This is a genomic window from Cupriavidus sp. FW305-F7 (genome assembly GCF_058782875.1).
Window position 1 is genome coordinate 114,155 of record NZ_JBYSYC010000012.1, and the last position, 26,721, is coordinate 140,875.

Sequence of the window (26,721 nt, forward strand, 5' to 3'; positions counted from 1 at the left end):
CGGCATGTCGATGCCGCCCTTTGCGCGCTTCAGCAGCCAGCGCCGCCTTACTTCGACAGCACCTTCATCGCCTGTTCCAGCCCCGCCAGCGTCACCGGATACATCCGTCCCTTCATCAGCTGGTTGATGACTGTGATCGACTGCCGGTACTGCCACAGGCCTTCCGGCTCCGGGTTGAGCCAGACGAAGTGCGGGAACTGCTCGGTCATCCGGTTCAGCCATACCGCGCCGGCCTCGGTGTTGTTGTACTCCACCGAGCCGCCCGGCTGCAGGATCTCATACGGGCTCATGGTGGCGTCGCCGACGAAGATGATCTTGTAGTCGGGCGTGTACTTGTGCAGCAGGTCCCACGTGGCCAGCTTCTCGGCGTGGCGGCGGCGGTTGTTCTTCCACACGTAGTCGTACAGGCAGTTGTGGAAGTAGTAGTACTCCAGGTGCTTGAACTCGGTCTTGGTGGCCGAGAACAGCTCTTCCACGCGCTTGATGTGGTCGTCCATCGAGCCGCCCACGTCCATCAGCATCAGCACCTTGACCTTGTTGTGGCGCTCGGGCCGCAGCTTGATGTCGAGCAGGCCGGCGTTGGCCGCGGTGGAGTGGATGGTGTCGTCCAGGTCCAGCTCGGTGTCGGCGCCTTCGCGGGCGAAGCGGCGCAGCCGGCGCAGCGCCACCTTGATATTGCGCGTGCCCAGTTCGACCTGGTCGTCATAGTCCTTGTAGGCGCGCGCCTCCCACACCTTGATGGCGGTGCGGTTGCCCTTGGACGGGCCGCCGATGCGGATGCCCTCGGGGTTGTAGCCGCCGTGGCCGAAGGGCGAGGTGCCGCCCGTGCCGATCCACTTGTTGCCGCCCTCGTGCTTTTCCTTTTGCTCCTCCAGCAGCTGCTTGAGGCGCTCCATCAGCTTGTCGAGGCCGCCCATGGCCTCGATCTTGGCTTTTTCCTCGGGCGAGAGTTCGCGCTCCAGCGTCTTCTGCAGCCAGTCGAGCGGGATGTCGGACTTCCAGTCGACCAGGCTCTCGACCCCCTTGAAGTAGGCGGCGAAGGTCTGGTCGAACTTGTCGAAGTGCTTCTCGTCCTTGACCAGCGTCATGCGCGACAGGTAGTAGAACTCGTCGATCGACGGCGAGATGACCTGCGCCTTGAGTGCTTCCAGCATGGTCAGGTATTCCTTGACCGAGACCGGCAGCTTGGCGTGGCGCAGCGAGAAGAAGAAATCGATCAGCATGATGCCTCGCTTTCAGTCGGCGGCCGCTTCAGCGCGGACGGTCGAGCTGGAATTGCAGGTGTTGCCGCACCGCCGGCCATTCGCTGGCGATGATCGAGAACACCACGGTGTCGCGCAAGGAGCCGTCCGGCATGCGCTGGTGGTTGCGCAGCACGCCGTCCTGCTTGGCGCCCAGGCGCGCGATGGCGGCGCGGCTCTGCTGGTTCATCCAGTGCGTGCGGAATTCCACGGCGATGCAGTCGAGATGCTCGAAGGCATGGCCCAGCAGCATCAGCTTGCATTCCGTGTTCAGCGGCGTGCGCTGGACGCGGCGCGCATACCAGGTGGAGCCGATCTCCACGCGCCGGTGGGTCGCGTCGACATTCATGTAGGTGGTCATGCCCGCCAGCTCGCCGGCGGCGTCGCGCACCGCGAACGGCAGCATCGAGCCCTGTTCCTGCAGCGCCAGGCGCCGCGGGATCTCGGTTTCGATCCGCTCGGGCGCGGGCACGCTGGTGTACCAGAGCTTCCACAGCTCGCCGTCGGCGCAGGCGCTGCGCAGGCCATCCGCATGCTCGGCGCGCAGCGGCTCCAGCGTGACGTGCCGGCCCACCAGCGTGACGGGTTTGACGAACGCAGTCATGGCGGGCGGTGCCTCAGCGGTTGGCGCGGTTCATGAACACCAGGCGCTCGAACAGGTGCACGTCCTGCTCGTTCTTCAGCAGCGCGCCATGCAGCGGCGGAATCGCGGCCTTCTTGTCCGGGCTCTTCAGCGCCTCGGGCGGGATGTCCTCGGACATCAGCAGCTTGAGCCAGTCGATCAGTTCGGAGGTGGACGGCTTCTTCTTCAGGCCCGGCAGGTTGCGCATCTCGTAGAACGATTCCAGCGCGGCAGCTACCAGCTCGCGCTTGATGCCGGGGTAGTGCACGTCGACGATCTGCTGCATCGTCTCGGCATCGGGGAACTTGATGTAGTGGAAGAAGCAGCGGCGCAGGAAGGCGTCGGGCAGCTCCTTCTCGTTGTTCGAGGTGATGATCACCAGCGGGCGATGCTTCGCCTTGACCAGTTCGCGCGTCTCGTAGACATAGAACTCCATGCGGTCGAGTTCGCGCAGCAGGTCGTTGGGGAATTCGATGTCGGCCTTGTCGATCTCGTCGATCAGCAGCACGACCTGCTCGTCGCCATCAAAGGCCTGCCACAGCACGCCCTTGACGATGTAGTTGCGGATGTCGTGGACTCGGTCATCGCCCAGTTGCGAGTCGCGCAGGCGCGACACCGCGTCGTACTCATACAGGCCCTGCTGCGCCTTGGTGGTCGACTTGATATGCCACTGCAGCAGCGGCATGCCCAGCGCGGCGGCGACTTCCTCGGCCAGCATGGTCTTGCCGGTGCCGGGCTCGCCCTTGATCAGCAGCGGGCGCTGCAGCGTGCGCGCGGCATTGACGGCCAGCTTGAGGTCGTCGGTGGCGACATACTGGTCGCTGCCCTCGAAACGGGCCTGCTGGGCGATGGAAGCTTGGGTGGAAGCGTTGGCGGTGTTTGACATGAGGCAACCTGAGGTGACGGCCTCGGATCGAGGGCCGGGTTGGCGTGCTTGGCGCGGTCTCTTCGCGCTGTCATGCGCGCTTTCATTATGGAAACAGGGTCCGGTGCAGGGCGCCCGCAAGCTGCTGGCGGCAGCATTCGCGAACGGTCGTGCAGATTCCCGGGATCAGCCAGTATAAAAGACCTTTGCGGTTCGTGTTGGGGCACGCTGACAGGCCGTCGGTGGTCCGGGCCGGTTGCTGGACTGGCAGGTGCCGGCTGCGGTACAATGCGGCGGTTTGACGCGCCCCCACGTCCAGTTCTCCAGCATCCGGCAGTCCGCGTTCAGAAGTCCCAGCGGCCCTTCCGGGTCGCGGCGATTGCGAGAGGTGGTTCCAGAATGGTGTTCCACATCCCTGCAACAGAGCGGATGCGACATGTCTGGCGGGTTGCACCTCGGCAATCCGTCCGGCTGCCCTGGTTTTCCCCGCAGAAGCATTCTGAAACCGTCTCCGCCCGGCAGGGCAGGTCACACGGTTTAACTTCCAATCCGCAAAGACAATGAAAAAGCTCCTCACGATGGTGGTGCTGGGCGCGGCTGCAACGGCTGCGCAGGCACAGGAAGTCAAGGGCAATGGAGACGCTGCCAAGGACAAGGTTGCAATGTGCATCGGATGCCACGGCATTCCGGGCTACCGTGCGTCATTCCCCGAAATCTATGAAGTGCCGATGCTGGGCGGCCAGAGCGCCAAGTACATCGAGAACGCGCTCAAGGCCTACCAGAAGGGCGAGCGCAAGCACCCGACCATGCGCAGCATCGCCGCGACGCTGACCGAGCAGGACATCGCCAACGTGGCGGCCTACTACTCGCAGCAGAAGGCCGGTACGCAGAACAATTCCCTCAAGTAAGAGACCCTCATGAATACGCTCAAGACGCTTTCGTTCGCGCTCGGCGCACTCGTGCTGGGTGCTGCCGCGATGCCGGCCTCGGCCGCCGACCTTGCCGCCGGCAAGGCGCTGGTGGAAAAGGGCGCCTGCGTGGCCTGCCATGGCGCGGGCCTGAACGCCCCGATCTCGCCGGACTACCCCAAGCTGGCGGGTCAGCACGCCGACTACCTGTACCACGCGCTGGCGTCGTACCAGGTGTCGGGCAACGCCCTGGTGGGCCGCTCCAACGCCATCATGGCCGGTCAGGTCAACGCCAATCCGGCCGTGACCGACAAGGACGGCAAGCCGCGCCCGTTCACCCGCAAGGAGCTGAAGGACATCGCCGCCTACATCGAGTCGCTGCCTGGCGACCTGGTGCTCAAGAAGTAAGAACGCGCGGCGGCTGCCGTGCCGATGCCAAAAAGCCGCTTCCCTGGAAGCGGCTTTTTGTTGTGTGCGGCAGCGCGGGGCCCGGGCCCCGCCGCGGCATCAGTTGCCGCTGCCCGAGGCCAGCCGGCGCTGGCGCACCGACTCGGCCAGGCCCTCGAGCACCTTGACCGAGTCGTCCCAGCCGATGCAGGCATCGGTCACGGACTGGCCGTAGGTCAGTTCCTCGACCGGCTGGCCCTGCACGTGGTCCTGGCGGCCCGCCACCAGGTGCGATTCCACCATCACGCCGATGATGCGCTGGTCGCCGCCGGCGATCTGGCGGCCGATGTCCTCGCACACCGGGATCTGGTTCTCATGCCGCTTGCTGCTGTTGGCGTGCGAGGCATCGACCATCAGGCGCGAGGCCAGGCCGGCCTTGGCGATGGCGTCGCACGCTTCCTGCACGCTGGCTGCGTCGTAGTTGGGCGCCTTGCCGCCGCGCAGGATCACGTGGCAGTCCTCGTTGCCCGAGGTCGACACGATTGCCGAGTGGCCGCCCTTGGTCACCGACAGGAAATGGTGCGGCTGCGACGCGGCCTTGATCGCATCGACCGCGATCTTGACGTTGCCGTCGGTGCCGTTCTTGAAGCCCACCGGGCACGACAGCCCGGAAGCGAGTTCGCGGTGCACCTGCGACTCGGTGGTGCGGGCGCCGATCGCGCCCCAGCTGACCAGGTCGGCGATGTATTGCGGGCTGATCATGTCGAGGTACTCGGTGCCGGTGGGCACGCCCATCTCGCTGATGTTCAGCAGCAGCTCGCGCGCGGTGCGCAGGCCATCGTTGATCTTGAAGCTGCCATCCATGTGCGGATCGTTGATCAGCCCCTTCCAGCCCACCGTGGTGCGCGGCTTCTCGAAGTACACGCGCATCACCACCTCCAGCTCGCCGGCGAAGCGGTCGCGCTGGACCTTGAGCAGCTTGGCGTAGTCCAGCGCGGCGCGGGTATCGTGGATCGAGCACGGGCCGATGATGACGATCAGGCGGTCATCCATGCCGTGCAGGATGCGGTGCATGGCCTGGCGCGCGCCGTAGATCACGTCCGAAGCCTGTTCGGAGCAGCCGAACTCGCGGATCAGGTGCGCGGGCGGCAGCAGTTCCTTGAGTTCGCGAATGCGCAGGTCGTCGGTGTTCTTCAGCATGATGGCTCCAGGAATCTTGTGAGGTCGTGAGTGTGTGGGGTAACAAACAGGTATAAAAAAACCGCCAGGGTCGCTGGCGGTCTTTTTTGTATTCGGGGCGCTGCTTACAGCCGTCCCTCCCTATCCGCCAGCGGTGTGAGATCGCTAAAAAAGTAAAAGTAAAACTTGGCGGACATGGCGGAAAAAGGCGTTGGCTTGGGTCAGCTTGAATCGATTATCGTCGTGGGCGCCGAATTTATGCTGCACTGCGTAGCAGAAAGGCAGGAAATTGCGCGCCGGTCGGTCAATTTTCGGCGTGCGTCCGTTGCTTATCGCGCGGCGAAGCATCTTTATAGCGCCTTTTGCCAGGGTTGGCAAGTGTCGACGAGGCCATGCGGTGCGCTGGCGCACCGATCTCCGGCGGCTTGCAGCCTTGCCGCGCAAGCCTTGTCCCGCCGCCGCTTTTCGGCTTTTCCCAACATAACCGGGGGCTATATTGGAACCGGGGAGCGGTGAGCACGGGGAGGTGCATCATGAGCGTCGATGAAGCGAGGCTGAATGCCTTCATGGAAAAATTCATCAACGATATCGGCGCGGTGATGCATGCCGCGACCGTGGTCGTGGGCGATGAACTCGGCCTGTACAAGGCGATGGCGGAAAAAGCCATGACCGCAGAAGTGCTGGCGGCAAAAACCCATACCGACGTGCGCTACCTGCGCGAATGGCTGTCGGCTCAGGCGGCCAGCGGCTATGTCGACTATGACCCGGCAACCGGGCAGTTCAGCCTGAACGAAGAGCAGGCCTATGCGCTGGCGCAGGAGGGCAGCCTCGCATTTATCCCGGGCGCGTTCCAGATCGCGGTGGCGCAGTTCCGCGCCATCCCGAAGATGATCGATATCTTCCGCAACGGCCGCGGGCTGGGCTGGCACGAGCACGATCCCGCGCTGTTCCACGGCACCGAGCGCTTCTTCCGGCCCGGCTACGCGGCGCACCTGGTCTCCGAATGGATTCCCGCGCTGGACGGCGTGGAGGCGCGGCTCAAGGCGGGCGCGTCGGTGGCGGACGTGGGCTGCGGCCACGGCGCGTCGACCATCATCATGGCGCAGGCGTATCCGGCCTCGCGCTTTGTCGGTTTCGACTACCACGAGCCTTCGGTGCGCCATGCCGCCGAAGCCGCGCGCCGCGCCGGCGTGGCCGAGCGCGTGCGCTTCGAAGTGGCCACCGCCAAGGACTACGGCGGCAAGGACTATGACCTGGTGGCGGTGTTCGACTGCCTGCACGACATGGGCGATCCGGTCGGCGCGGCGCGCCACGTGCGCGAGACCCTGCGTGCCGATGGCGCCTGGATGATCGTGGAGCCGTTTGCCAACGACACGCTGGAGCAGAACCTCAACCCGGTCGGCCGGGTGTTCTATTCCGCGTCCACCTTCATCTGCACGCCGGCGTCGCGCGCGCAGGAAGTTGGCCTGTGCCTGGGCGCGCAGGCGGGCGAGACGCGCATGCGCGCGGTGGTTGAGCAGGCCGGCTTCCGCAGTTTTCGCCGCGCGGCGCAGACGCCGTTCAATTTGGTGTATGAAGTGCGGCCGTAAGGCTGGGACGATCCCATGAAAAACGGGACCCCGCGGGGTCCCGTCTTCGTCATCGCCGGACCGCTCAGGCGGTGCCGCCCACCGTCATGTTCTCGATGCGCAGCGTCGGCTGGCCCACGCCCACCGGCACGCTCTGGCCCTCCTTGCCGCAGACGCCGACGCCCGAGTCCAGGCGCATGTCGTTGCCGATCATGGTGACGTCCTTCAGCGATTCCGGGCCGTTGCCGACCAGCGTCGCGCCCTTGACCGGATAGGTGATCTTGCCATCCTCGATCATGTAGGCCTCGCTGGCCGAGAACACGAACTTGCCGTTGGTGATGTCCACCTGGCCGCCGCCGAAGTTGACCGCATACAGGCCGCGCTTGACGCTGGCGATGATTTCCTGCGGATCCCTGTCGCCGTTGAGCATGTAGGTGTTGGTCATGCGCGGCATCGGCAGCGCGGCATAGCTTTCGCGGCGCGCGTTGCCGGTGACCGGCATCTTCATCAGGCGCGCGTTGAGCGTGTCCTGGATATAGCCGCGCAGGATGCCGTCCTCGATCAGCGTGGTGCACTGGGTCGGGTTGCCTTCGTCGTCCAGGTTGAGCGAGCCGCGGCGGTTGGCCAGCGTGCCGTCGTCGACCACGGTCACGCCCTTGGCCGCGACGCGTTCGCCCATGCGGCCGGCAAAGGCCGACGAGCCCTTGCGGTTGAAGTCGCCCTCCAGGCCGTGGCCGACGGCTTCATGCAGCAGCACGCCAGGCCAGCCCGGGCCCAGCACCACGGTCATCGCGCCGGCCGGGGCCGGGCGCGCGTCCAGGTTGACCAGGGCCGAAGAGACGGCCTCGTCCACATACTTCTGCAGCAGCTCGTCGGTGAAGTAGCCATAGGCATAGCGGCCGCCGCCGCCGGAAGAGCCGACCTCGCGGCGCCCGCCGTGTTCGGCGATCACCGTGACCGAGACCCGCACCAGCGGACGCACGTCGGCGGCGATCACGCCGTCGCTGCGCGCCACCAGCACCACGTCGTATTCGCCGGCCAGGCCTGCCATCACTTGCACCACGCGCGGATCCTTGGCGCGCGCCATGCGCTCGACGCGCTCCAGCAGCGCCACCTTCTCGGCCGCGCTCATGGAGTCGAGCGGGTCGTTGGGCGTGTACAGGTTGCGCCCGGCGTGCGTGGCCAGCTCGCCGGCCACCTTGACGCGGCCGCTGCCGGCACGGCCGATGGTGCGCGTGGCCGCCGCGGCCTGCGACAGCGCCGCCAGGCTGATGTCGTCCGAATAGGCGAAGGCGGTGCGGTCGCCCGAGACCGCGCGCACGCCCACGCCCTGGTCGATGCTGAAGCTGCCCGACTTGACGATGCCTTCTTCCAGGCTCCAGGCCTCGTTGCGGGTGTACTGGAAGTACAGGTCGGCATAGTCGACCTTGTGCGTGAAGATATCGGCCAGCACGCGCTGGAGCTTAGCCTCGTCCAGGCCGTACGGTGTCAGCAGCAGTTGCTGCGCGGTGGCCAGGTTGCGGATTCCGAGATCGCCGGCGTTCATGAGATGTCCTTTCTTCCTGGGAACGCGCCGGCTTGCGGCCGGCGCGGCAAAAAATTCTCTGGGCGGGCGCCGGTGGCGGCCCCCGCGGTTGCGTACATGCTACAGCACCCGGTGTCGCAGTGCCGGCAGGTTCTGCCGGACCTCTGCCAGGCGCGCGGGGTCGATCACGCCGCCGACCACGCCTTCGCCTTCAGGCAGCGTTGCCAGGACCTCGCCCCACGGATCGACCAGCATCGAATGGCCCCAGGTGCGCCGGCCGTTCTCATGCTTGCCGCCCTGTGCCGCGGCCAGCACATAGCATTGGTTTTCAATGGCGCGGGCGCGCAGCAGGATCTCCCAGTGCGCCTGCCCCGTGGTGTAGGTGAAGGCGGCCGGCATCAGAATCAAGCTGGTGCCGTCGCCGGCGGCCAGTCCGCGGTAAAGCTCGGGGAAGCGCAGGTCGTAGCACACCGACATCGCCACCCGGCCGCAGGGCGCATCGAAGCTGACCGGCGTGCGCCCGGCCAGGATGGTGCGCGACTCGTCGTAGCTTTCAGTGCCGCGGGTAAAGCCGAACAGGTGGATCTTGTCGTAGCGCGCCACGCGCTCGCCGCGCGGGTTGAAGGCGAGCGAGGTGTTGTACACGCGCGCCGGGTCGTCGCACCACATCGGCAGCGTGCCGCCGACCAGCCAGATGCCGTGGCGGCGTGCCGTATCGGCCAGGAACTGCTGCACCGGGCCGTCGCCGTCATGCTCGCGCACCGCCACCTTGTCCGATTCGGAGCGGCCCATCATGCAGAAGTATTCGGGCAGCAGCACCAGCGCGGCGCCGCCGGCGGCGGCCTCGGCGATCAGCGCGCCGGCGCGCGCCAGGTTGGCATCGAGCGAGGTGCCTGTCACGGTCTGGATGGCGGCAACGCGGAACGGGGCGGGGGCGGCGGGTGCAGTCATAGGCGGGGCGGGCGTTGTTTTCCTCAGCGCGGGAAGGCGGGGTCGGCGCGGTTCTGGAAGGTCGGGGCTTGCGCCTTATTGTCCTCCAGTTTGCCGATCTGCGGGTTAGCCCAGCTACCGCTGATGCGGTAGTGCTGGGTGAACACCTTGGAGAACTCGTCGGCAAACAGCAGTTGCGCGGCCAGCGTGCCGATGCCCAGCACCGGGTTGATGAAGGCGGCCGCGATCGAGGTGGAGGTGGCGTTGATGCGCGGCACCACCTCCACGCGCAGGTCCTGGGTCTCGCGCAGCAGGTTGGCGGTGCCGCTCATGCTGGCCATGATCTGCGGGCTCCTGAGCTCGAAGTCCTGGATCGTGCCGACGCCGTTCTCGATCGTGCCGGTGCCGGCAATGCGGTCGAACACCAGCCCGCGGCCCGACAGGGTGCGGAAGTCCAGCGTGGCAAAGCGCAGCAGGCCCTGCAGGCTGAGCACGCCCAGCAGCCGCGCCGCGCCGGGGTCCACGCTCAGGATCTGGCCATTCTCCAGGTCCAGCGACAGCTTGCCCGACAGCGTCGGGTAGTCGATCGACAGCGGCGAGCCGCGCCAGGCCACGCGGCCTTCGAGCTTGCCCTTGCCGTCGCTCAGCGTGTGTGCCAGGCCCAGCCGGTCCAGCGTGGCGCCGGCATCGCGCACGTCGATGGTGAAGGACAACAGGGTGCGGCGCTCGGCATTGGCGTCGGCGCGCAGCCGGCGCGGCACGCGCCAGCTGCCGCTGCCGGTCAGGGTGGCGCCGGGCTGCTCGATCTGCAGCTTGTCCAGGGTCCAGACCGGGTCGGCAGCGCTGGTGCCGGTATGGGCCTTGACCTCAAGCTTGCCGAAGTCATGCCCGCGCAGCATGAACTGATCGGCCACCAGGTCGATCGCGGGCAGCTCGTCGATGCTGCTGGCAAGCGCGTCCACCACGTTGTGCTCGTCGCTGGCATCGGGCACGTTCAGGCGCGCCAGGCGCAGTTGCAGCGACCCGGTGGCCGAGGGCCCGGCCGGACGCCACTGCACCGCGCCGGCCACCTGGCGCGAGTCGATCTTAGCGTTCCAGCCACCGGCCTCGCGGTTGGCGTCGAGCACCACCTCATCCAGCGTGCGGCCCATGGCGTGCAGCGCTCGCGCGCGCAGCGCAATGCGGCCAGGCAGGAAGGGCGAGGGCGCCTCAGCGGGGCCCGCGGTGCCGGCACCGCCACCGAAGGCCGCCCGCCACGCATCGATATCGAGCTGGTCGAAGGTGGCCGCGGCGCTGACACCGGCCGCAGGCAGCGGCGCCGCCTGCTGCACGCCGATGCCGCCGGCGAGCACGTCGATGCCGCCGCCCTGGTCGCGGCGCAGCAGGTAGCGCGCGTTCAGCGCATGGCCCAGCTGCACCACCAGTTCGCTGGCGCCGGCGCGGCCCGGGGCGCTGGCCGGGCGCAGGTCCACGCGCAGCGCCAGGTCTTGCGCCGCGGCCTTGGCCAGGGGCGCGGGCAGGCCGCTCGCCATGCCATTCAGTTCGGAGCTCAGCTGCACCTGCAGCTGGCGCTCGCGCGTGGCGATCACGGCGCTGTAGCTGGTGCTGCCTTCGAGCCGCGCGGCCACCGGCGCCAGCGCCGAGCCCGCGGCAGCCTCGCGTAGCCCCGCGGCCGAGACGCTGCCGCTGGCGGTGACGTGCGTGGCGCCGTCCGGCTGGGTGCCGCCGCCGAGCCGGATCTCGCCACCGAGGAAGCGGGCGCGCATGTTCTCCAGCCCGAAACCGTGTTCGTTGAACGTGATGGTGCCGTTGGCATGGCCCAGTTGCGGCAACTGCGGGCTGAGCACGACTTCGTTGCCGGGGAAGCGGAAGCGGCCGTCCACCTTGGCGGCATTGGCGTGTTCCAGCGGCATGTCGAGCTTGAGCCTGAGCTCGCCGTTGCCGTTGGCCTGCGCCGCATCGGCCACGTGCGCGGTCCATTCGCGCACCGGCGAAGCGTTGATGTAGCGCAGGAAGCCCTGCACCGGTCCGCTGGCGCCGCCGTCGATCACCAGCTTGCCGTGCGGGCCAAGGTCGTCGATGCGGCCCTTGACGTCCTGTAGCGTGACGCCGGGGATATCTTGGACCGTGGCCCGGCTCGCCAGGAACGTCATGCCGCCGCGGTCGAACACGACCCGCCCGGCAATGTCGGTGAACGTGGGCCACGCCTGTACGCCGGCGGTGGTGCCGCTCGCGGTCTCATGCGGGGCGATCTGGTAGCTGACGTGTTCGATCGGCACCTCGACGCGGAACTCGCCGGCCTTCTCGTGCGGGGCACGGAACGGGAAATGCGCCAGGTCGCCGCGCAGCACGAAGCTCACGCCGGCCGCTTCGCCGCCCGCCAGCGCGCCGGCCAGGTAGTGCCGGGTGCCGGCCGGAATGCTCAGCGGCAGGTAACGCGGCACGCGCGCCACCTGGGCGCGGGTCATGTCACCGGTCAGGTTGGCGATGCCGGATACACCGTCGCCGCCTGCGCGCCAGGTGCCGCGCACCGAGCCGGCCGCATCGGCATTGGCAAAGCGCACGCCGTCCAGCGTGACCGCGAGCTTGCCGCCGGTGTGGGTCCAGTGCACTTCGCCGCCGATCTGGTCGAACGGCAGCCGCGGCTCCTCGAACAGGCCGGGCAGCACCAGTGCCGCGTCATTGCCTTCGAAGCGGGCATTGCCCTGCTGGTCATCGAAGGAGAAGGTGCCGGACAGGTGCGAGAAGCCGGGCGTGCCCAGCCGCGGGTGACCGCTGGCGTCCATCGCGGGCACGGCCGGCTGGCCATTGACCGAGACGTCGCGCAGCGTGCCCTGCACGCTGTAGAGCGGCTTGCCGCCGCCGCGCTCGAGCATGCCGGCGCGATCGCGGCTCCAGGTCACGTTCAGGTTGTCGATGTGGCCCGCCGGCTGCAGCGCGCGCAGCCGGCGCAGCACCGCGGTGTCCAGCGGCATCGAGCTGGACACCGCGCGCACCGTGTTCAGGTCCAGCGTGGGCGCCTTCAGCGAGAACTTGCGCAGGGTGCCGTCATTGGCGGTGGCCCAGCCGAGGGTGACCTTGCGCATGCCTTCGCGCCAGGTGCTGTCGGCGGGGGTGCCCTCATCGTCGCTGGCGGGCAGGGGTTGCCAGAGCAGGGTGTCGACGGTCAGCAGGTTGCTGCCGTCACGCTCGGTCCGGTGCAGCAGGAAGGCCTGCGCATTGGCCAGGCGCAGCGGGGCGGAGGCGCCGGCCAGCTGCAGGTCGACGCCGCTGGCGCGCAGCCGGGTCTGGCTGCGCACGATGCGGCCCTGGCGGAATTCAATGCTGCCGTCGGTGCTGAAGGTGCCGCTGGCGACGCGCTCGAACATCGCCAGGTAGCGCTGCAGCACCGGCAACTGCAGCTGGCCGAGGTCCCAGCTGGCCTGCCCGGTCCAGTAGCGCCAGTTGCCGGCGCTGTGCAGGTAGTCGTTGCGGAAGGTGGACTGCACTACCAGGGGGCTCGGCCCCAGCGCCGGCGAGCGCGCTTCCAGTTCCAGCGTATGGCGCACGCCATCGCGGCGGGTATCGAGGCGGATCTCGCCGATATCGAGCTGCGGCAGGCCTGCCTTTTCGTCCAGCCAGCGCAGCTTGCCGTCGGACAGCGCCACGCGCCCCTGCGACATCAGCCAGCCCAGGAAGCGGTCGTCGTCCTGCTGGCCGCCGGTCGCGTCCACCACCATGCCGCCCACCAGCAGCCTGCCCTCGGGCGTGCGCCGCACCAGGATGTCGGTGCTGGTCGCGCCTAGGCTGACGAACTGCAGGTTCATACTGAACAGCGAACGCCACGACAGCTTGCCGTCGAGCGTGGCGGCCGCAAGCAGCACGCGCCGTTCGGGGTCCACGGCGCGCAGGCCGCGGGCGCGGAAGGCTGGGTGCCAGCCGTCCCAGTAGGTATCGAGCGCGCCGATGCTGACCTTGGCCGAGAGCGCCACCGAGCCGCGCTCTTCCAGCCACTGGCGCGCGGTGGATGCCTGTGGCCACAGCACGAAGCGGATCAGCAGGCCCGCCACCAGCGCCAGCGCGGCCAGCACCAGTGCCAGCCGCACCAGCGCGCGGCCCAGCCCGCGCCAGAACGGGTGGCGCACGGCTGCCGCCACGCCGCGCGCGCAGGCGCGCAGGAACGTGCCCGCGCGTGCGCGGGCGGAACCGCTGCGCCGGGCGCTGGCGGCATCGTTGGCCGGGGGATTCACGGCGTGTGGCGGGGCCAGGGTGGAGGCGGCCTCCGGCCCGCCCGCGCCGCAATTGGGGGGGGAACCATCAGCGGGTGGTGGGGCGCGGCTGGACATGCGCAGATTATCCGACAATACTAGCCGCTCTCCAATCTGGTGCCCGGCCGGCTGAAACAAGAACGCGCAAGCTGCGCGCACCCAACGCGACAATAGCGACGATGGCGCGCCCGCTGCGCGGACAACAGGACGCGAGCATCGGGTGAACCGCGGGGCGAACCACGGGCCGCACCTTTTCTCGCATTTCAAATACTGGAATGACTGCCTCTGAACCGACGAGTTCCGCCGCTGGCGACGCTGCTGACCAACATGGCGCGCGCGCCACACCGGATCCGGCCAATCCAGCGAATGCGCAGCCAGGGCCGGGCCCCGGCACCATGGCTGCCGGCGCCTTTGCCATCACCGCGGCGCAGGCGCTGCAGCCGGCTGACGGGGTTGGCCAAGCGGGCGGCCACGTATTGTACTCGGCTGCGTATTCGCACTACGCGCGCCGCGTGCTGCAGGCCCGGCCGGATTTGCCGGCCGTCCTGGCCGCCGCGGCCGCCCAGCCGCTGACGCGCGCCTGGATGCAGGCGCGGCTGCAGGCGCTGCACGAGCCCTCGGCCGATGCCGAGGAATCCGCCAAACGCACCCTGCGCCGTCTGCGCGCCGAAGTGATGTGCGCGGTGATCGAGCGCGATTTGCGCGGCCTGGCCACGCTGGGCGAGGTCACCGGCGCCATGACCGACCTGGCCGAGCTGGCGATCCAGCATGGCCTGGCGATGCTGGGCGACGACCTGGCCGCCACCTTCGGGCGCCCGGTCGGCGCCCAAAGCGGCGAGGTGCAGGAGCTGGTGGTGGTGGGCATGGGCAAGCTGGGCGGGCGCGAGCTCAATGTCTCGTCCGACATCGACCTGATCTTTCTCTATGACGAGGACGGCGAGACCCAGGGCGGCTCGCGCAGCCTGTCCAACCACGAGTACTTCATTCGTCTCGGCCGCCGCCTGATCAACCTGCTGGCCGAGGTGACCGCCGATGGCTATGTGTTCCGCGTCGACATGCGGCTGCGCCCCAACGGCGATGCCGGCCCGCTCGCGTGCAGCCTGGGCATGCTGGAGGAATACCTGGTGGTGCAGGGGCGCGAGTGGGAGCGCTATGCCTGGATCAAGGGCCGCGTGGTGTCGGCGCTCGACACGCCGCACGCGCAGCGCACCGCCAGCCTGCTGGCGCGGCTGACCACGCCCTTCGTGTTCCGTCGCTACCTGGACTATGGCGTGATCGCCGCCATCCGCTCGCTGCATGCGCAGATCCGCAGCGAGGCCGCCAAGCGCAGCGGCGGGCTGGCGGGGCACGGCGTCAACCAGCGTTCGTTCAATATCAAGCTGGGCCGCGGCGGCATCCGCGAGATCGAATTCATGGCGCAGGTGTTCCAGCTGATCCGCGGCGGCCAGGACCCGGTGCTGCGCGTGCGCCCGACGCTGGAAGTGCTGGCGGTGGCGGTCGATCGCGGGCTGTTGCCCGCCGGCCAGGCCGAGCAGCTCGGCGATGCCTACCGTTTCCTGCGCCAGCTCGAACACCGGCTGCAGTACCGCGACGACGCCCAGACCCACCACCTTCCGACTTCGCCCGACGAACAACTGGCGGTGGCGCGGATGATGGGTTGCGCCGACTGGCAGGAACTGCTGGCGCGCCTCGCGGCGCTGCAGGAGCCGGTGGCGCAGCAGTTCGAAGCCACCTTCTCGGATCCCGATGCCGCCCCGTGCGAAGCGCTGTGGCCGGGCATCGTGTTCGACGACAACGCCGCGCAAGCGCAGGACAACCTGGAACAGAAGCAGGACGACGCGGCCTGCGACGATGACGCCGCGCCCTGTCAGCGCCTGCAGGCCGCCGGCTTCACCGACTGCAACGGGCTGCTGGACCGGCTGCGCGCGATCGCCTCGTCGCTGCGCTACCGCGCGCTGTCCGAGTCCAGCCGCGCGCGCTTCGATCAGCTGGTGAACCGCGCGCTGGACCTGGCCGCGCGCCAGGACGACGCCGACAGCACCATCGCGCGCTTTATCGACTTCCTCGAGGCGATCAGCCGCCGCGCCTCCTACCTGTCGTTGCTGTCCGAGTATCCGCAGGCGATGGACCGCGTCGCGCAGACGCTGCATGCCTCGCGCTGGGCCGCGGCCTACCTGACGCGGCACCCGCAGCTGCTGGACGAACTGCTCGACAGCGATGCGCTGGCCGGCGCGCCCGACTGGGCCGCCTTCCGCAAGCGCCTGCATGAACGGCTGCTGGCCGCCGAAGGCCAGATCGAGCAGCAGATGGACATCCTGCGGCGCGAGCATCATGTCGAGACCTTCCGAGTGCTGCTGCAGGACCTGCAGGGCATGCTGACGGTGGAGCAGGTGGCCGACCGCCTGTCCGACCTGGCCGATGCCATGCTCGAGGCCACGCTGGCAACGGTCTGGCGCCAGCTGGCCACGCGCCACCGCGACACGCCGCGCTTCGCGGTGATCGCCTACGGCCGGCTGGGCGGCAAGGAACTGGGCTATGCCTCGGACCTGGACATCATCTTCCTGTACGACGACGACCATGAGCGCGCGCCCGACGTCTACGCCGCCTATGCGCGCCGGCTGATTACCTGGCTGACCAGCCATACCGCCGCCGGTGCGCTGTTCGACGTCGACACGCGGCTGCGCCCCAACGGCGCGGCCGGCCTGCTGGTGACCAGTTTCGAGGCGTTCCGCCGCTACCAGCTGCGCGAAGGCGACAACACCGCCTGGGTGTGGGAACACCAGGCGCTGACGCGCGCGCGCTTCTGCGCCGGCGACGCCGCCATCGGTGACCGCTTCGAGGCGCTGCGCGGCGAGGTGCTGTGCCAGGAACGCGATGCCGCCGCGCTGCGCGACGAGATCGTGCAGATGCGCCGCAAGGTCGCCGAAGGCCATCCCAACCCGACCGACCTGTTCGACCTGAAGCACGATCGCGGCGGCATGGTCGATATCGAATTCACGGTGCAGTACCTGGTGCTGCTGCACAGCCGGGCGCACCCGCAGCTCACGCGCAATGCGGGCAATATCGCGCTGCTGCGCGAAGCGGGCGAGCTGGGCCTGATCGACGCGACGCTGGCACTGGCGGTGGGCGATGCCTACCGGCTGTTCCGCGCGCGCCAGCACCAGCTGCGGCTCGAGGGGCAGGCGCATGCGCGCGTCGCGCCCGCGTCGGTGGCGCAGCAGACCGGACAGGTGCGCGCGCTGTGGCAGGCCGTGTTCGGTGAGGCCTGACGCGGCAGTTCCGCCGGCACCGGCCGGGGCATCGTGGCCGGGGTTGCTGGCGGCGATCGCGCTGGTGTGGGCGCTGTCGGCCTGGTTCACCTTCATGCCATGGTGGCATGCGCATGGCCTCTACCTGCGCGATGCCGTGCGGCTGGACGGCCAGTGGTGGCGCCTGGCCACCGCCATGTGGGTGCACCTGGATGGACACCACTGGCTGGCCGACGCGCTGGCGGCCACCGGCGTGCTGGCCATCGCCGCGCGCGCGGCGCGTGCGCACACCCTGTTGCTGGTGCTGGTTGCCTGCGGCATCGGCGTGCAGGTGGTGCTGCTGCGCGCGCCGGCGATTGCATGGTATGGCGGGCTCTCCGGCGCCTTGCACGGGCTGGCCCTGTGGGGCGCGCTCGCGCTGTTGCGGGCATCGGGCCTGGCGCGCGTCACCGGCGTGCTGCTATGCCTGGGCGTGCTGGCCAAGGTCTGGGTGGAACAGTCGTGGCTGGCGCCGGTGGTGTTCGAACCGGCCTGGGGATTTGGCGTGGTGCGCCTCGCGCACGCGGCCGGCGCCGTGGCCGGCCTGCTGTGCTGGGTCTTGCAGGAGTGGTGGCTGGCGCGTCGCCCGGCCCGCGGCGACGACGCCTGAGCCGGCCGGGCGCCGGGGTTACAGGCGACGCCGCAGCGCGAAGGCCAGCAGGCCGGACAGCGCCAGCAGTATCGCGGTCCAGGGCGCAATGGCGCCGCCGCCACCGCCACCACCATTGCCCGGTGCCGGCGCAGCCTGCGCCGGTGGTGTGCCCGCCGCGGCCGCCAGTGCGCCGTCGGCATCGAGCAGGCCGGCGCCGCAGACGCCCGGATTGGTGGTGCAATAGGTGCCGGACGGATGCGGGCGTGCCGAAGCCTTCAGCGCTGCGGTGACCTGGGCCGGAGTCAGCGAACCATTGACCGCGAACATCATGGCCACCACGCCCGAAACCATCGGCGCGGCGAAGCTGGTGCCCGCGGATGACGTCACGACATAGTTGCCAAGGCCAGTCTTGCCATCGTTGTTCAAGGTGCGAATGACCGAGGGCGTGGTCGTGCACTGCCCATTGACTACCTGCGAGTTGCCGCATCCGCCGCCCGGCGCGCTGATCGCGACCTGCGGGCCGACGTTGGCATAGCTGGCATTCTCGCCGTCGTTGGCATGCGCCGTGACCGCGATCACGCCGCTGCAGTCGCCCGGCGCTTCCACCGCGCCGCGCTCATTGCCGGCGGCGGCCACCACCACCACGCCGCGCGCGTTCAGGTCGTTGACGGCCTGTTGCTCAATGCTGCTGCAGGTGCCGCCGCCGAGGCTGATATTGACCACGCGCGCCGGCGTCGCATTGGCCGGCACGTTGGGTACCGACAAGCCGCCGGCCCAGCGCATGGCGTCGACGGTATCGGACAGCAGCGCGCCGCAGCGGCCCGAGACGCGCACGGGCAGGATGCGCGCGTTCCAGTCGACGCCCGCGATGTCCTGCGCATTGTTGGTCTGCGCGCCCAGCACGCTCGCCACGCGCGTGCCGTGCCAGCTGTTGTTGGTCGCCGTCTGCGTGGGCGTTGAACTGCCCGGGCAGGTGAAGTTGGCCGGGACATTGTCGCCGGCGTCGGTGGCATCGGCGTCGCGGCCGTCGCCGTCATTGGAAATGGTGCTGCTGCTGATGAAGTCGTAGCCCGGCAACACGCGCGCCGCCAGGTCGGGGTGCGGCAGGATGCCGGTGTCCACCACCGCGATCACCACGCCGCTGCTGCCGCGGCTGCGGTCCCACGCGCGCGGCAGGTTGACGCCGCCCACCGCCGTGCCGGTACCCATCAGGTAAGGCTGGCGCGAGATGAACTCGGGATCGTTGGGCACGGTGTCGTGCAGCTTCAGCCAGCGGTCGGGCACGGCATCGGCGATGCGTGGGTCCTGGCGCAGCCGGGCCGCCGCGGCTTCCGGGTCGGCAGCGAGTGCGTCGGGCACCTGCAGCAGGTGCAGGTTGCCGCCCATGGCGCGGCGCGCCGTGACGGCAATGCCGGTGCGCTCGCTCAGCTGCTTGAGCGCATCCGCCGCGGCTGCAGGCGTCTTGCTGCTGCCATCGCTGGCGGTGCCATTGGCGCCGTCACGCCAGCGCACGATGATCTGGCCAGTGTAGGCGGGTGCGGCATGGGCGCCGGCAGCCAGTGCCGCGCTGGCCGGCATCACGCCGCACACAGCGGCGGCGAAGACAATGGCCCGCCAACGGCGGGTCACGGGGCTGCTACGGAAGTCGGACTGCGCGGGTTGCGGCATGTATTCCTCCTGGGGCGTAGCGCGCGAGGGGCTTGTTATGTAGCGAATACGATCCAGCGTGGTTGCGCAAGGGCAACCGAAGGCTTAAGTCCTGTCGTGCATCCGGGCTCAGCTCTGCGGCATGTCGCGGCTGGTGGGAATGTTGCGGTTGGGCTTGAGCACGCGGTCGGGCTCGGCGGTCTCGATGCGGGGCGTGGCGCGCAGGGTCTCGACCGCCTGGTCGAGGGTGGCATCCGCCGACGGCGAGATCGCGGTGACCAGCCAGACGCCGCCGGACATCGGGCGCTTGACCACGTAGCGGATCGGGCCCTTGATCTCGGCCAGCAGCTTGCCGGCGTCCTCCGACAGGTTCACCGCGGGCGGCTTGAAGCGCACCATGATGTCGCCCAGGGAACGGTCGTCGCTGATGCTGCCCGGCGGCGGGGCCGAGGACTTAGGCTGGGCCTGGCAGGCGGACAGCGCCAGCAGTGCGGCCGATGCGGCGGTGGCGATGGCCAGCACGGCGCGCAGCGATGCGCGCGGGCGTTGCCGGAGGCCGGCTTGCGCTTGGCGGGTCATGGTGAAGCTCCTGTCAGTATATGGATTGGCGCACGTGCGGGGGCGGCTTTCAGCCGGCGGCGCGGCGGCTGCGCCGGCCATCCTTGCCGCCCGTGCCGCGTGCGGGCTGGCTGCCCTGGCCGCCGGCCATGCCTTGCGCCAGCATTTCTTCCGCATGTTGCAGCGTGGTGGCGGTGACAGTGGCGCCGCCCAGCATGCGGGCGGTCTCGACCACGCGCCCGGCGGGGTCCAGCACCCGGATGCGCGAGCGTGTGACCGAGCCGTCGCCTGCATCGGTGGTTTCCTTGCTGACCAGCAGGTGGGTGCCGGCCTGCGCCGCCACTTGCGGCAGGTGCGTCACGCACAGCACCTGGCGCGCGCGGCCGAGCTCCTGCAGGCGCCGGCCGACCACTTCGGCCACCGCACCGCCGATGCCGGTATCGACCTCGTCGAAGATCAGCGTGGGCGTGGGCGAGGCCTCGCTGGTGATCACCGAGATCGCCAGGCTGATACGCGCCAGTTCGCCGCCCGAGGCCACCCGGGCCAGTGGCCGCGGGCTCACGCCGGCATGGCCGGCGACCAGGAATTCGACCTGCTCCAGTCCATGGCTCTGGCCTTCGTCGAGCGCATTGAGTGCGGCGACAAAGCTGCCGCCGGCCATCGACAGGCCCTGCATGGCGTCGGTGACCGCGGCGGACAGCGCCTGCGCGGCCTGCTTGCGGGCGTGGCTGAGATGCTGTGCCAGGGTCAGGTAGGCGGCCTTGGCCGCGGCCTCGCGCGCCATCACCTTGTTCAGGTCCTGCGCGGCCTGCAGGTCGTCCAGCTGCTGGCGGCGGGCCACCAGCTCGTCGGGCAGTTGCTCGGGCGGCAGGCGGTACTTGCGCGCGGTGGCGTGCAGCGCCTGCATGCGTTCGTCCACGGCCTGCAGCCGCTCGGGATCGAGTTCGAGCCGGTCGACATAGCGCATGAGCGAGTGCGCGGCTTCCTCGGCCTGCATCTGCGCAGGCTCGAGCGCGGCCAGCACGTCGCGCAGCGCGGGATCGACATCGGCAAGCTGCTGCAGCTTGTGCACGATGGTATTCAGCGCCGACAGCACCGAGCCGTCGGCCTCGGACAGTGCGTCGAGCGCGGCGCGGCTGCCGTCGATCAGGCCGGCGGCATGCGACAGCCGGTTGTACTCGGACTGGATCTCTTCCCATTCGCCCGGCTGCGGGTTGAGCTTGTCCAGTTCGCCGACCTGCCATTCCAGCCGTTCTCGTTCGAGCTGCATCTCGCGCGACTGGTGTTCTACCGCCTCGCGCTGGCGCACGCAGGCACGCCAGGCGCGCCAGGCCTCGGCCACGGCGCCGGCCTGCTGGGTGAGGCCGGCGTGGGCGTCGAACAGCAGCCGCTGCGCGTCGGGGCGCAGCAGCAGCTGGTGCGCGTGCTGGCCGTGGATGTCGACCAGCTGGTCGCCGACTTCGCGCAGCTGCGCCAGGGTGGCGGCGGCGCCGTTAATAAAGGCCTTGCTGCGGCCGCCGGCATCGACCGTGCGGCGCAGCAGCACGGTATGCACGCCGTCTTCCGCTTCGCTGTTGAGCTCGCGCTCGGCCAGCCAGGCATCCAGTGCCGGGTGGGTCGAGAAGGTGGCGCTGACGCTGGCGCGCGGGGCGCCTTCGCGCACCACGCCGGCATCGGCGCGTTCGCCCAGCACCAGCGCCAGGGCATCGATCAGGATGGATTTGCCGGCGCCGGTCTCGCCGGTGAAGACGGTGAAGCCAGTGGTGAAGTCCAGGTCGAGCGTATCGACGATGACGAAATCGCGGATGGACAGGCTGCGCAGCATCGTGGCGTGGAAGGTAGTCGGTCCGATGGGTTCGGGCTCAGGCTTGAGGGGCGGCTTGATACTGGCTCAGAGGCGATTGTCTTCGGAAGGATACTCGTGCCAGTGCAGCTTCTTGCGCAGCGTGGCGTAGTAGTTGTAGCCGACCGGGTGCAGCAGGTTGATGGATTTTTCGGAGCGCCGCACCACGATGCGGTCGCCCGGCAGCAGCGAGGTCAGCGACTGCATGTCGAAGTTGACGCTGGCGTCGCGCGCGCTGGCCACCTCGATGGTGACCTCGGCGTCGTGCGGCAGCACGATCGGGCGGTTGGACAGCGCGTGCGGGGCGATCGGCACCAGCACCACGCCCGACAGCGTCGGATGCAGGATCGGGCCGCCGGCGGACAGCGCGTAGGCGGTGGACCCGGTGGTGGTCGACACGATCAGCCCGTCCGAGCGCTGGTTGTACATGAAATGGCCGTCCACCGACACCGCCAGCTCGACCATGCCGGAGATGCCCGAGCGGTTCACCACCACGTCGTTCAGGGCCAGCGCGGAGAAGATGTCCATGTCGTCGCGCACCACGCGCGATTCCAGCAGCAGGCGGGTCTCGGCCTCGTACCGGCCGTCGAGCATGTCGGGCAGCACGGTGTGCGCGTCTTCCAGCGCGATGTCGGTCATGAAGCCCAGCCGCCCGTGGTTGACGCCGATCAGCGGCACGTCGTAGCCGGCCAGCTGGCGGGCGATGCCCAGCAGCGTGCCGTCGCCGCCCAGCACCACGGCCACGTCGGCCTGCCGGCCGATCTCCTCGGCGGACAGGGCAGGGTAGCCGGTTAGCCCGGTGGCCAGCGCGGTTTCGCGCTCGAACACCACGTCCTGCCCGTTGCGCAGGATATAAGAGGCGATCTCCTCCAGCGGCCCTTCGATGCCGGCAGTGGAGTACCGGCCCACCAGGGCGACGGTCTTGAACGAAGTGCGCACGGCGCTGGCTTTCGGGGGGGCGGACATGCGTGGATTAGACCATACCGCCATGACGGTTGTCAGCAGGCGCGGGCGGGCGGCCCGGGCCGCCCGCCAGAAGGTCCAAAACTTGCGTAAAATCGGGGCATCATGGATGAACGCTCCAAAACGCTGCTCAAGACCCTGATCGAGCGCTATATTGCCGAAGGGCAGCCGGTCGGTTCCCGCACCCTGTCGAAGTACTCGGGGCTGGACCTGTCGCCTGCGACGATTCGCAATGTGATGTCCGATCTGGAGGAAATGGGCTTTATTGCCAGCCCGCACACCTCGGCCGGCCGTATCCCGACCCCGCGCGGCTACCGGCTGTTCGTCGATTCGATGCTGACGGCCAAGCCGCTGGAGCGCAACGCCGACCTGGCCGAGCTGACCGGCCAGATCCAGGACCAGCTCGGCGGCCAGCAACTGGGGCCGCAGCGCATGATCACGGCGGCGGCGCGCACGCTGTCCAACCTGTCGCACTTCGCCGGCGTGGTGATGACGCCGCGCCGCGCGCAGGCGTTCCGGCAGATCGAATTCATGCGGCTGTCGGACAAGCGCATCCTGCTGATCATCGTCAGCCCCGAGGGCGACGTGCAGAACCGCATCATCCAGACCGAGCTGTCATACACGCCGGCCCAGCTGATCGAGGCGGCCAACTTCTTCAACTCGCACTATGCCGGCATGAGCTTCGACACGGTGCGCGGCCACCTGCGGGTGGAACTGCAGGACCTGCGCCGCGACATGTCGCAGCTGATGCAGGCCGCGGTCGAGGCCGGCAGCGTCGCCGAGGACGAGGACGACGACCACGTCTTTATCAGCGGCGAGCGCAAGCTGCTGGAAGTGGAAGACCTGGCCTCCAGCATGGACAAGCTGCGGCGCCTGTTCGACGTGTTTGAGCACAAGACCAGCCTGTTGCAGCTGCTGGACGTGTCCAGCCATGCGCAGGGCGTGCAGATCTTTATCGGCGGCGAAAGCCGGCTGGTGCCGATCGAAGACATGGCGGTCATCACCGCCCCGTACGAGGTTGACGGCCAGATCGTCGGCACGCTTGGCGTGATCGGCCCCACGCGCATGGCGTATGAGCGCGTGATCCCCATCGTCGACATCACCGCGCGCTTGCTGTCCAGCGCCCTGAGCCAGAACTAGTGCAAAGACTGGCTGGTCTGACAAGCAGTTCCATTCCTACCGAGCGCGGCAATCGCCGGTGCGCCGCACCGGCGCCATCCCGGCACCGTGCCAACCCGGAAGCGACATGACGTTTTCTCCCGAACCGGCCTACCAGCACGGCCACGCGCCGCGCACGGCGATCCTGCTGGTCAACCTGGGCACCCCGGACGCACCCACGCCCAAGGAGGTGGGGCGCTACCTGAAGGAATTCCTGTCCGACCCGCGCGTGGTCGAGATCCCGCGCGTGGCCTGGCTGCCGCTGTTGCATGGGGTGATCCTGCCGCTGCGATCGCGCGCCTCGGCGCTGAAGTATGAATCGATCTGGCTGCGCGAGGCCCATATGACGGGCTCGCCGCTGCTGGTCTACAGCGAGCGCCAGGCCCATGCGCTGCAGCGGCTGCTGAACCAGCATGGCCATGAAGTGACGGTCGCGTGCGCAATGCGCTACGGCAACCCGTCGATCGCCTCGGTGCTGGAGGCGCTGCGCCGGCAGGGCTGCGAGCAGGTGCTGGTGCTGCCGATGTATCCGCAGTACTCGGGCACCACCACGGCCACGGCCTTCGACGAGGTGTTCCGGGTGCTGGGCCAGTGGCGCAACCAGCCCGAGCTGCGGCTGGTCAAGCATTTCCATGACCACCCGGCCTATATCTCGGCGCTGCACCAGCAGGTCGGCGCCTATTGGGCGCGGCACGGCATGCCGGACTTTGCCCGCGGCGACAAGCTGATCCTGTCGTTCCACGGCGTGCCGCGGCGCACGCTGGAGCTGGGCGACCCCTATCACTGCGAATGCCTGAAGACCGGCCGGCTGCTGGGCGAGGCGCTGGGCCTGCAGCCGGGCCAGTATCAGGTGACGTTCCAGTCCCGTTTTGGCAAGGCGGAATGGCTGCAGCCGTACACCGCGCCGACGCTGGCCGAGCTGGGCAAGGTCGGCGCGGGCCGGGTCGACGTCTTCTGCCCGGGCTTTCCGGCCGACTGCATCGAGACCCTGGAGGAAATCGCCATGGAAGGGCAGACCGAGTTCAAGGTCGCGGGCGGCAAGGATTTCCACTTCATCCCGTGCCTGAATGATGCCGATCCGTGGGTCGCGGCCATGGCCGAGATCGCGCTGCAGCACCTGCAGGGCTGGCCGCTGGCCACGCCGCATCCGCACGAACTGGAAGCACGGCGCACGCGCGCCCAGACCCGGGGAGCGGCGGCATGAATGTCGACTTTGCGCCGGATGCGCGCCAGCGCATTGACAAATGGCTGTGGTGCGCGCGCTTCTTCAAGACGCGCTCGCTGGCGGCCGAAGCGGTGGAGCGCGGCAAGGTGACCGTGAACGGCCAGCCATGCAAGAACTCGCGCGAGGTGAAGCCCGGCGACATGGTGGTGCTGGAAGCGCACCAGCAGCGCTGGGAACTGGTGGTGATGGGCATCGCCCCGGCGCGCGGGCCGGCGCCGGTGGCGCAGACGCTGTACGAGGAAAGTGCCGAAAGCCAGTCCCGCCGGCTGGCCGATGCCGAACGCCGGCGCCTGCAGCCGGAGCCGTCCGCGCAGATCCAGGGGCGCCCGACCAAGCGGGACCGGCGCCGCATCGACCACCTAAAGAGCTGAAATGACAACGCGGCGGCACCGGGAAGCTCCGGTGCCGCCGCGCAGTGGGCACAGGGTCAGGTGGCGCTTATTCCTGCGTGACTTCCTGACTGACGATAGGGACGATGTAGTGCTTGAACACCGCCTTGCCGCTGCCATACTCCGTATCGCGCGAGGTGAATGCGCCGGAAAGGCAGATAAAGACGGTCATGACCGCCAAGGCGGCCACAAGGCAGAGCGTCACGACTGGCAGCTTATGCATGGCCAACCTTTCGGAAGAGGCACAAAGTTGAACCATCTCCAGGACCCCCGACATTTTTGTCATTTTTCTTACTGAGAATCTTAGTGAGTGCGATGCAGCAAAGCAATAAGGCGTCGATTGCATATGGGTGGCCTTTGTAACCGTGTGTTTCCGCGTCACGCCAGCGCCACTCTTGAAAACCTGCGCCTTGCCACCACCTGCACGGAACACGCGCCGATTTACCACCCGCGGCCAGGCCCACGGCGGGCCGCGACAATGCATTGATACGGATCGACATGGAAGAACAGAAGCAGACGCCAACCACCCAGACGCCTACGCCCGCGGGCGAAGAGGCGGCCAACGCCAGCCAGGAAACCGGTGCGCCGGAAACCGCTGCCGTGGATGACGTGGCGGCCCAGCTGGCCGCCCTGGAAGCCAAGGCGCGCGAGCATTACGACCTGTATATGCGCGCCGTTGCCGAAGGCGAGAACATCCGCCGCCGGGCGCAGGACGATGTCGCCAAGGCGCACAAGTTCGCCATCGAGAACTTCGCCGACAACCTGCTGCCGGTGATGGACAGCCTGCAGGCCGCGCTGGCCGACGGCTCGGGCGATATCGCCAAGCTGCGCGAAGGCGTCGAACTGACCGCGCGCCAGCTGGCGGCCGCCTTTGAGCGCGGCAAGATCGTTGAACTCAACCCGGTGGGCGAGAAATTCGACCCGCACCGCCACCAGGCCATCTCGATGGTGCCGGCGGACCAGGAACCCAATACCGTGGTGACCGTGCTCCAGCGCGGCTACACCATTGCCGAGCGCGTGCTGCGGCCGGCGCTGGTGACGGTGGCGGCACCGAAGTAAGCCGGCCCGGGACGGCGGCGTGCCATCCTGGATTGCGACCTGACGCCCGGTGCCGGCTGGCCCGGGCGTTTGTCATTCTGGAGCGAGCATGACCACTGAACCAGGCGCCGGCTCGGCGCAGTCGTCCCCGGCCCCCCACCTCGACCACCGCGCCTTCGAGGCGTTCGGCATGCGCGAGGTCGATGACGGCATCATCGACGCCGCCATAGCCGGGGCCGGCGACGCGCTGGTGTGCGTGTTCTTCTGGGGGGTGGACTGCTTCAACTGCGAGATGGCCAAGAAGGCCATGCTGGCCAACCCCGAACCGGTCCGCGCGCTGGCGCTGCACTGGCTGCATGCCAACGTCTACGCGCATCCCGGGCTGGGCCGGCGCTTTGGCCTGCATGGCATCCCGGTGTTCATGTTCTTTCAGAACGGCAAGAAACTGGGCTGCGCCACTGGCTGGCATGGCCACGGCCAGTTTGCCGCCGCGGTGGCCAATGCGCGGCTCAAGGCCAGCGGCAAGCCGCTGGCCGGCTGAGCGGTCTG

At 68.7% G+C, this 26,721-nt stretch carries 23 protein-coding genes; 10 read left to right on the forward strand and 13 right to left on the reverse strand.

Translation table 11 applies throughout. The features are described 5' to 3' along the window. Positions 1 to 47: 47 nt before the first annotated feature. The 3 genes from AC3WL8_RS13815 to AC3WL8_RS13825 are packed head-to-tail and all read right to left on the reverse strand — an operon-like array spanning position 48 to position 2,749. Complete coding sequence (locus AC3WL8_RS13815) at positions 48 to 1,223, reverse strand: vWA domain-containing protein (RefSeq protein WP_013956076.1); 1,176 nt, start codon at positions 1,221 to 1,223, stop codon at positions 48 to 50. Positions 1,224 to 1,251: 28 nt separating this feature from the next. After that, positions 1,252 to 1,845: a GNAT family N-acetyltransferase gene (locus AC3WL8_RS13820; protein WP_492378354.1), complete on the reverse strand. Its 594-nt coding sequence runs from the start codon at positions 1,843 to 1,845 to the stop codon at positions 1,252 to 1,254. A gap of 13 nt (positions 1,846 to 1,858) precedes the next feature. Then, positions 1,859 to 2,749, reverse strand: coding sequence for an AAA family ATPase (locus AC3WL8_RS13825; RefSeq protein ID WP_211980871.1), 891 nt, complete (start codon positions 2,747 to 2,749; stop codon positions 1,859 to 1,861). Between the two features lie 539 nt (positions 2,750 to 3,288). Here AC3WL8_RS13825 and AC3WL8_RS13830 point away from each other — a divergent pair. Together AC3WL8_RS13830 and AC3WL8_RS13835 are read left to right on the forward strand one after the other, a co-directional pair. After that, positions 3,289 to 3,636, forward strand: coding sequence for a c-type cytochrome (locus AC3WL8_RS13830; RefSeq protein ID WP_013956079.1), 348 nt, complete (start codon positions 3,289 to 3,291; stop codon positions 3,634 to 3,636). Between the two features lie 9 nt (positions 3,637 to 3,645). Beyond that, positions 3,646 to 4,044: a c-type cytochrome gene (locus AC3WL8_RS13835; RefSeq protein ID WP_013956080.1), complete on the forward strand. Its 399-nt coding sequence runs from the start codon at positions 3,646 to 3,648 to the stop codon at positions 4,042 to 4,044. Positions 4,045 to 4,143: 99 nt separating this feature from the next. On the opposite strand, the gene aroG is transcribed toward AC3WL8_RS13835, so the two are convergent. After that, positions 4,144 to 5,223, reverse strand: a complete 1,080-nt coding sequence (gene aroG, locus AC3WL8_RS13840; protein WP_013956081.1) for a 3-deoxy-7-phosphoheptulonate synthase AroG — start codon at positions 5,221 to 5,223, stop codon at positions 4,144 to 4,146. A gap of 144 nt (positions 5,224 to 5,367) precedes the next feature. After that, positions 5,368 to 5,613 carry a hypothetical protein gene (locus AC3WL8_RS13845; protein ID WP_148271560.1) on the reverse strand — a complete coding sequence of 82 codons (246 nt, stop codon included), beginning with the start codon at positions 5,611 to 5,613 and terminating at the stop codon, positions 5,368 to 5,370. Positions 5,614 to 5,735: 122 nt separating this feature from the next. Here AC3WL8_RS13845 and AC3WL8_RS13850 point away from each other — a divergent pair, with 122 nt between their 5' ends. Then, positions 5,736 to 6,791: a class I SAM-dependent methyltransferase gene (locus AC3WL8_RS13850; RefSeq protein WP_013956082.1), complete on the forward strand. Its 1,056-nt coding sequence runs from the start codon at positions 5,736 to 5,738 to the stop codon at positions 6,789 to 6,791. A 64-nt stretch (positions 6,792 to 6,855) separates the two neighbouring features. On the opposite strand, the gene tldD is transcribed toward AC3WL8_RS13850, so the two are convergent. From tldD to AC3WL8_RS13865, 3 genes are all read right to left on the reverse strand, one after another. Next, entirely contained in the window at positions 6,856 to 8,316 is a 1,461-nt protein-coding gene (gene tldD / locus AC3WL8_RS13855) for a metalloprotease TldD (protein WP_211980872.1), read from the reverse strand. 99 nt (positions 8,317 to 8,415) lie between these two features. Beyond that, positions 8,416 to 9,246: a carbon-nitrogen hydrolase family protein gene (locus tag AC3WL8_RS13860; RefSeq protein WP_013956084.1), complete on the reverse strand. Its 831-nt coding sequence runs from the start codon at positions 9,244 to 9,246 to the stop codon at positions 8,416 to 8,418. A gap of 23 nt (positions 9,247 to 9,269) precedes the next feature. Next, positions 9,270 to 13,454 carry a YhdP family protein gene (locus AC3WL8_RS13865; protein WP_211980873.1) on the reverse strand — a complete coding sequence of 1,395 codons (4,185 nt, stop codon included), beginning with the start codon at positions 13,452 to 13,454 and terminating at the stop codon, positions 9,270 to 9,272. A 413-nt stretch (positions 13,455 to 13,867) separates the two neighbouring features. On the opposite strand from AC3WL8_RS13865, the gene glnE reads away from it, so the two are divergent. Together glnE and rrtA are read left to right on the forward strand one after the other, a co-directional pair. Beyond that, on the forward strand, positions 13,868 to 16,741 hold the full coding sequence (gene glnE / locus AC3WL8_RS13870; RefSeq protein WP_492378359.1) for a bifunctional [glutamate--ammonia ligase]-adenylyl-L-tyrosine phosphorylase/[glutamate--ammonia-ligase] adenylyltransferase: 2,874 nt from the start codon (positions 13,868 to 13,870) through the stop codon (positions 16,739 to 16,741). Further along, complete coding sequence (gene rrtA, locus AC3WL8_RS13875) at positions 16,731 to 17,369, forward strand: rhombosortase (protein WP_211980875.1); 639 nt, start codon at positions 16,731 to 16,733, stop codon at positions 17,367 to 17,369. Before glnE ends, rrtA begins: the two co-directional genes overlap by 11 nt. An 18-nt stretch (positions 17,370 to 17,387) precedes the next feature. Here the strand turns inward: rrtA and mprA are convergent, their stop codons facing one another. The 4 genes from mprA to AC3WL8_RS13895 all read right to left on the reverse strand — a co-directional run bounded on the left by mprA (position 17,388) and on the right by AC3WL8_RS13895 (position 22,365). Beyond that, positions 17,388 to 19,019, reverse strand: a complete 1,632-nt coding sequence (mprA, locus tag AC3WL8_RS13880; protein WP_492378355.1) for an MprA protease, GlyGly-CTERM protein-sorting domain-containing form — start codon at positions 19,017 to 19,019, stop codon at positions 17,388 to 17,390. A 108-nt stretch (positions 19,020 to 19,127) separates the two neighbouring features. Next, entirely contained in the window at positions 19,128 to 19,577 is a 450-nt protein-coding gene (locus AC3WL8_RS13885) for a hypothetical protein (protein ID WP_013956088.1), read from the reverse strand. Between the two features lie 49 nt (positions 19,578 to 19,626). Next, positions 19,627 to 21,381, reverse strand: a complete 1,755-nt coding sequence (gene recN / locus AC3WL8_RS13890) for a DNA repair protein RecN (RefSeq protein WP_013956089.1) — start codon at positions 21,379 to 21,381, stop codon at positions 19,627 to 19,629. A gap of 66 nt (positions 21,382 to 21,447) precedes the next feature. Then, on the reverse strand, positions 21,448 to 22,365 hold the full coding sequence (locus tag AC3WL8_RS13895; protein ID WP_013956090.1) for an NAD kinase: 918 nt from the start codon (positions 22,363 to 22,365) through the stop codon (positions 21,448 to 21,450). Positions 22,366 to 22,467: 102 nt separating this feature from the next. Between AC3WL8_RS13895 and hrcA the strand changes: the two genes are divergently transcribed. From hrcA to AC3WL8_RS13910, 3 genes are all read left to right on the forward strand, one after another. Beyond that, the gene (gene hrcA, locus AC3WL8_RS13900) at positions 22,468 to 23,502 is read left to right on the forward strand and encodes a heat-inducible transcriptional repressor HrcA (protein WP_013956091.1); all 1,035 of its coding nucleotides are present in this window, start codon (positions 22,468 to 22,470) and stop codon (positions 23,500 to 23,502) included. Between the two features lie 106 nt (positions 23,503 to 23,608). Beyond that, positions 23,609 to 24,724: a ferrochelatase gene (hemH, locus tag AC3WL8_RS13905; RefSeq protein WP_013956092.1), complete on the forward strand. Its 1,116-nt coding sequence runs from the start codon at positions 23,609 to 23,611 to the stop codon at positions 24,722 to 24,724. Beyond that, entirely contained in the window at positions 24,721 to 25,116 is a 396-nt protein-coding gene (locus AC3WL8_RS13910; RefSeq protein ID WP_013956093.1) for an RNA-binding S4 domain-containing protein, read from the forward strand. Before hemH ends, AC3WL8_RS13910 begins: the two co-directional genes overlap by 4 nt. A 67-nt stretch (positions 25,117 to 25,183) precedes the next feature. On the opposite strand, the gene AC3WL8_RS13915 is transcribed toward AC3WL8_RS13910, so the two are convergent. Continuing rightward, complete coding sequence (locus AC3WL8_RS13915; RefSeq protein ID WP_013956094.1) at positions 25,184 to 25,357, reverse strand: hypothetical protein; 174 nt, start codon at positions 25,355 to 25,357, stop codon at positions 25,184 to 25,186. A 275-nt stretch (positions 25,358 to 25,632) separates the two neighbouring features. Between AC3WL8_RS13915 and grpE the strand changes: the two genes are divergently transcribed. Further along, positions 25,633 to 26,193, forward strand: a complete 561-nt coding sequence (gene grpE / locus AC3WL8_RS13920; protein WP_013956095.1) for a nucleotide exchange factor GrpE — start codon at positions 25,633 to 25,635, stop codon at positions 26,191 to 26,193. Between the two features lie 88 nt (positions 26,194 to 26,281). After that, positions 26,282 to 26,713 (forward strand): thioredoxin family protein, encoded by a 432-nt coding sequence (locus tag AC3WL8_RS13925; protein WP_211980877.1) that lies wholly within the window; start codon positions 26,282 to 26,284, stop codon positions 26,711 to 26,713. The last annotated feature ends 8 nt before the right edge of the window (positions 26,714 to 26,721 follow it).